Below are 3,786 nucleotides of genomic sequence, written 5' to 3'. Positions count from 1 at the left end.
GACCCCGCCCAGACCGTTCTTGTCGCGCACAGCGACGGTCTGGCCGTCAAAGCGGCTCACCGGACACCGAGCCCGCGACGCTCGTCGCGACCGTGCACCGCGTGCGCGCTGGCGAGCAGGTCCTCGACCCGAAGGTCACCGGCGTCGTCGTCAGTCAGTGGCGCGCGTGGGCCGCCGGCCGCAGCACACCCGAGCCCTCTGGTGGCGGCGGCCTGGCCCTCGCGGTCGCGAGCCTCACCCAGCGCGAGCGCGAGGTCCTGATCGCCGTCGCCCGCGGCGGCTCCAACCCGGCCGTCGCCGACCAGCTCGGCGTCGGCGAGGCCACCGTCAAAGCCCACGTCCACGCCCTGCTCCGCAAGCTCGGCTGCACCACCCGCACCCAACTCGTCGTCACCGCCTACGAATCAGGCCTCATCACCGTCGGCCACTGAACGCGCCATACGGGCGAGCACGATCTGACTCTTGCCAAGAGCTCGAGCAGGAAGCGCCTACGAGTAGTCCTCAAACTCCCAGAACGCGAAGCGGCTCAGCTGCCGGGCGACAGCTTCCCAGGTCGCGCCAACGCATCGCTCAACCCGCCATTCCAGGTAGCGGCGCACGGTCGGCCAGTGAAACTCACCCACGACGAGATAATGACGCGGGTCGAACACCGGGGTGTCCTCGACTTGCTGGCCGAGCCAGAGTGCCGAGCACACGGTGAGGTCGAACGACTCCTCACCGGGGGCATCGGCGGGCCCGATCATGAGGCGGATAGGGATCGCGAACACGCCAGTTGCTGGCCGCCAGCCGGCCAGATCGTCCACATCGCTCGAGGAGACGGACCGGAGCGCGGCTCTCATGGCAGGTCCGTAATGTCAAGGTGGCCGTTCGTCTTCCACCGCCCGCTGGGAACCCACCGCGACTCAAAGTTCGACTGCCAAGTCCCTCCTTGCCACCCGGGCTTGAAGCTCGGCGGCCTCCATTGCCGCAGACCATCTCTACTCAGCAGTGTCTTCCCGTCGCTCGCCATGCGCGCACCTTCGCCGACCCACGCCCGGCCCGCAACTTGCGACTCCGCTGCCGTACTGAACCGCCCCGGCTTCCATGGAGGCTCTCAATCCACGGAGGATGAGAGTCATGGCAGCACCGAGGAAGTACCCGGACGAGCTTCGGGAGCGGGCGATCCGCATGGCGGTCGATCTGCGGCGTGACCCGGCCACGCGCAAGGGCGCGCTGGCCCGGGTCGGCCAGCAGTTGGGCGTCAACGCGGAGACGCTGCGGAACTGGGTGACCCAGGCTGAGGTCGACGCCGGTGAGCGGCCGGGCACGACGACGTCGGACGCCCAGCGTCTTGCCGAGCTTGAGCGCGAGGTCCGTGAGCTGCGGCGCTCGAATGCGATCTTGCGCAGTGCGTCGGCTTTCTTCGCGGCGGAGCTCGACCGCCCGTCGACCAGGTAGTGGCGTTCATCGACGGCCACCGCACCGAGTTCGGGGTCGAGCCGATCTGCAGGGAACTGCAGGTCGCCCCCAGCACCTACTACGCCGCCAAGGTTCGTCCGCCCTCGGCGCGGTCGGTCGCTGACGCGGAGCTGACCGAGGTCATTGCCGTCGAGCACGCCGCGAACTACGGCGTCTACGGGGCTCGGAAGATGTGGAAGCACCTGCACCGGCTCGGTCATCCGGTCGGGCGGTGCACCGTCGAGCGACTCATGCGCGCCGCTGACCTGCACGGAGTTGTCCGCGGGCGGGCCAAGCGCACCACGATCCCGGGAAAGGACGGGACCCGCGCGGGCGATCTGGTCAACCGCGCCTTCACCGCGACGGCGCCGAACCCGCTGTGGGTCGCTGACTTCACCTACGTGCGCACGTGGGCCGGCTTCAGCTACGTCGTGTTCGTCATCGACGTGTTCTCGCGCATGATCGTGGGCTGGAAGGCCGACACCCGCATGCGCGCCGACCTGGTCACCGACACCCTCGAGATGGCTATCTGGGCGCGCGGCCGCGCCGGGGTCAGCGACCTGTCCGGTCTGATCCATCACAGCGACGCGGGAGCCCAATACGTCTCCCTGGCACTGACCGAACGGCTCGCCGCCATGGGCATCCGAGCCTCGATCGGGACTGTCGCCGATGCGTATGACAACGCGATGGCCGAGTCCACGATCGGACTGTTCAAGAACGAGCTGGTCCGCCGCAGGGGCCCGTGGCGGACCCTGGACGACGTCGAGATCGCCACGCTCGAGTACGTCGACTGGTTCAACAACCGACGTCTGCACACCGAGCTCGGCGACATTCCACCGGCCGAGCAGGAGGCCAACTACTACCGTCAGAACCCGGCGTCGACGACGCTGGAAACCAGAGAACCGAGCCTCCACTAAAGCCGGGGCGGTTCAGAGCCACTTACGGAAACTCAGCCGCCCACTGCGCGCAGTCCGTCTCCGCCTCGAGTCGGAGCTGCCCCCAGCTTGGCCGTCCTGCCTCGACAAGGTCGAGAGAATGGGCGATTGCCCAAAGAGCCCGCTGAACCGCTTCCGACTCCAGGACTTGCCTCTCGGGGACCAGGCCGCCTGGATCCAGTCCAGGATCGCCATTGAGAGCGGCGTAGTCGGCAAGCTCATATACCTGGCGTGCCGCCCAGGCAGCCTCCTGTGGCGCGTCCGTCATCCAAGTGCGCATCGCGTACGCGGCGGCGGCAGCGGCGTTCTGGCCGTATCCAGCTTCCAGAACCCAGTCGTCAGCGTCCTGGGGGACCATACCCTCCGCCTCCGCCTGAAGACTGCCAGCGTCGACGAAGGCCCCCGATGCGGCACCCCATGCCGCATCGATCACTGCCCTCAACCTGAGAGCGAGCTCTGGCGCTCCGGCCACCCTCGCGTACCGATCGAAAAGGCCAGACAGCCGCTCTGCGCACGACGCCGCGAACACCGTTTTCGAACTCCGGTCCAGAACAGCCAGGCGCCGAAGGATCGCCTGCTCGTCGTACTCCAGCACGCTCATCCTCCAAACCACCATGCCGTAGTCGGACTGGTAAGGGTCGCTCCTGACTCTTCGAGGAAAGCCTGGCATGCCTGGCAGATTGGCCGGGACACACCGATCCCTTGGGGAGCAAGGCCAGCACCCTGCGCTCCACGTACCGCGGTGACTTCGGCGTGAGCACCAGGATTCCGGACAACTATCTCACCAGCCCTCGCCAGCGCACGCTGAGCCGGGCTCAGGTCACGGCCACCTCCCGCCAAGACCGTGGTCCCTTGGCGAGTGCTCAGCGCAGCTGTCGTCCGGGAGTTCTGCGCAATCGGATCGAGAGCGCTATGAAGTGCATTCGCCCTCGCGCCGAGCGCCGCCTCAGCTGCGCTCCGACCCGTTCCCGCCAGGGTGCCGGCAGTTGCACCTGAGCCAACTCCGGATGATGCCAGGCTTCTGGCTGCGGCGAAGCTCTCAGCGGCCTTGAGGCCGAGGGTTCCGCCAGCGAGCATGAGGGCGCCGTCGACCGCGGCACCAAGTGCTGCCTGCCCGGCAGGCTGCTCCTGGATCGCCCAGTTGTTGCCGAAGGAGACTGCCGCCGTGGCCCCGGCAGCTATCGCGAGGGCAGCTCGAGTCCTTGACCGTGAACGCCTCGGTCAGGCGCCGCAGCCCGTCGTACCGGAAGCACTGTCTGTCCGGGAGAGGGTTCGCAGCCTTGTTCGACGGCACGTCGAACGCGGAGATCAGGTTGCCCGCGTCGTCGTAGGAGTACGTGATGTCGAGATCCGTACCGGAGTACTGGGGACTGCTGCAGGGTCGGTTGACACCGTGACCTGCCCCACGGCCTGG

General features: G+C 67.7%; 4 protein-coding genes and 1 other annotated feature. Of the genes, 2 read left to right on the top strand and 2 right to left on the bottom strand.

Annotation, left to right across the window (positions count from 1 at the left end):
* Window positions 1–101: 101 nt before the first annotated feature.
* The gene (locus tag CWIS_RS09870; RefSeq protein ID WP_231583761.1) at window positions 102–431 is read left to right on the top strand and encodes a response regulator transcription factor; all 330 of its coding nucleotides are present in this window, start codon (window positions 102–104) and stop codon (window positions 429–431) included.
* Between the two features lie 57 nt (window positions 432–488).
* Here CWIS_RS09870 and CWIS_RS09865 read toward each other — a convergent pair whose 3' ends face one another.
* The gene (locus CWIS_RS09865) at window positions 489–839 is read right to left on the bottom strand and encodes an Imm8 family immunity protein (RefSeq protein ID WP_082156362.1); all 351 of its coding nucleotides are present in this window, start codon (window positions 837–839) and stop codon (window positions 489–491) included.
* A gap of 277 nt (window positions 840–1,116) precedes the next feature.
* Between CWIS_RS09865 and CWIS_RS09855 the strand changes: the two genes are divergently transcribed.
* Window positions 1,117–2,354 (top strand): IS3 family transposase gene (locus CWIS_RS09855; RefSeq protein WP_231583760.1). Its coding sequence is split into 2 segments (ribosomal slippage): window positions 1,117–1,396 and window positions 1,396–2,354, totalling 1,239 coding nucleotides; the frame shifts between segments, so codons are not numbered across the junction.
* Window positions 1,395–1,508: a sequence feature (AL1L pseudoknot), on the top strand. Its footprint overlaps the gene before it by 114 nt.
* 22 nt (window positions 2,355–2,376) lie before the next feature.
* On the opposite strand, the gene CWIS_RS09850 is transcribed toward CWIS_RS09855, so the two are convergent.
* Window positions 2,377–2,973 (bottom strand): DUF416 family protein, encoded by a 597-nt coding sequence (locus CWIS_RS09850; RefSeq protein WP_141371735.1) that lies wholly within the window; start codon window positions 2,971–2,973, stop codon window positions 2,377–2,379.
* Window positions 2,974–3,786 lie beyond the last annotated feature (813 nt).

Source organism: Cellulomonas sp. A375-1, from assembly GCF_001040865.1.
In the GTDB taxonomy this organism is placed as follows: domain Bacteria; phylum Actinomycetota; class Actinomycetes; order Actinomycetales; family Cellulomonadaceae; genus Cellulomonas; species Cellulomonas gelida.
The sequence above is the reverse complement of the archived record's forward strand: the minus strand, read 5'-3'. Positions and strand labels throughout refer to the sequence as shown.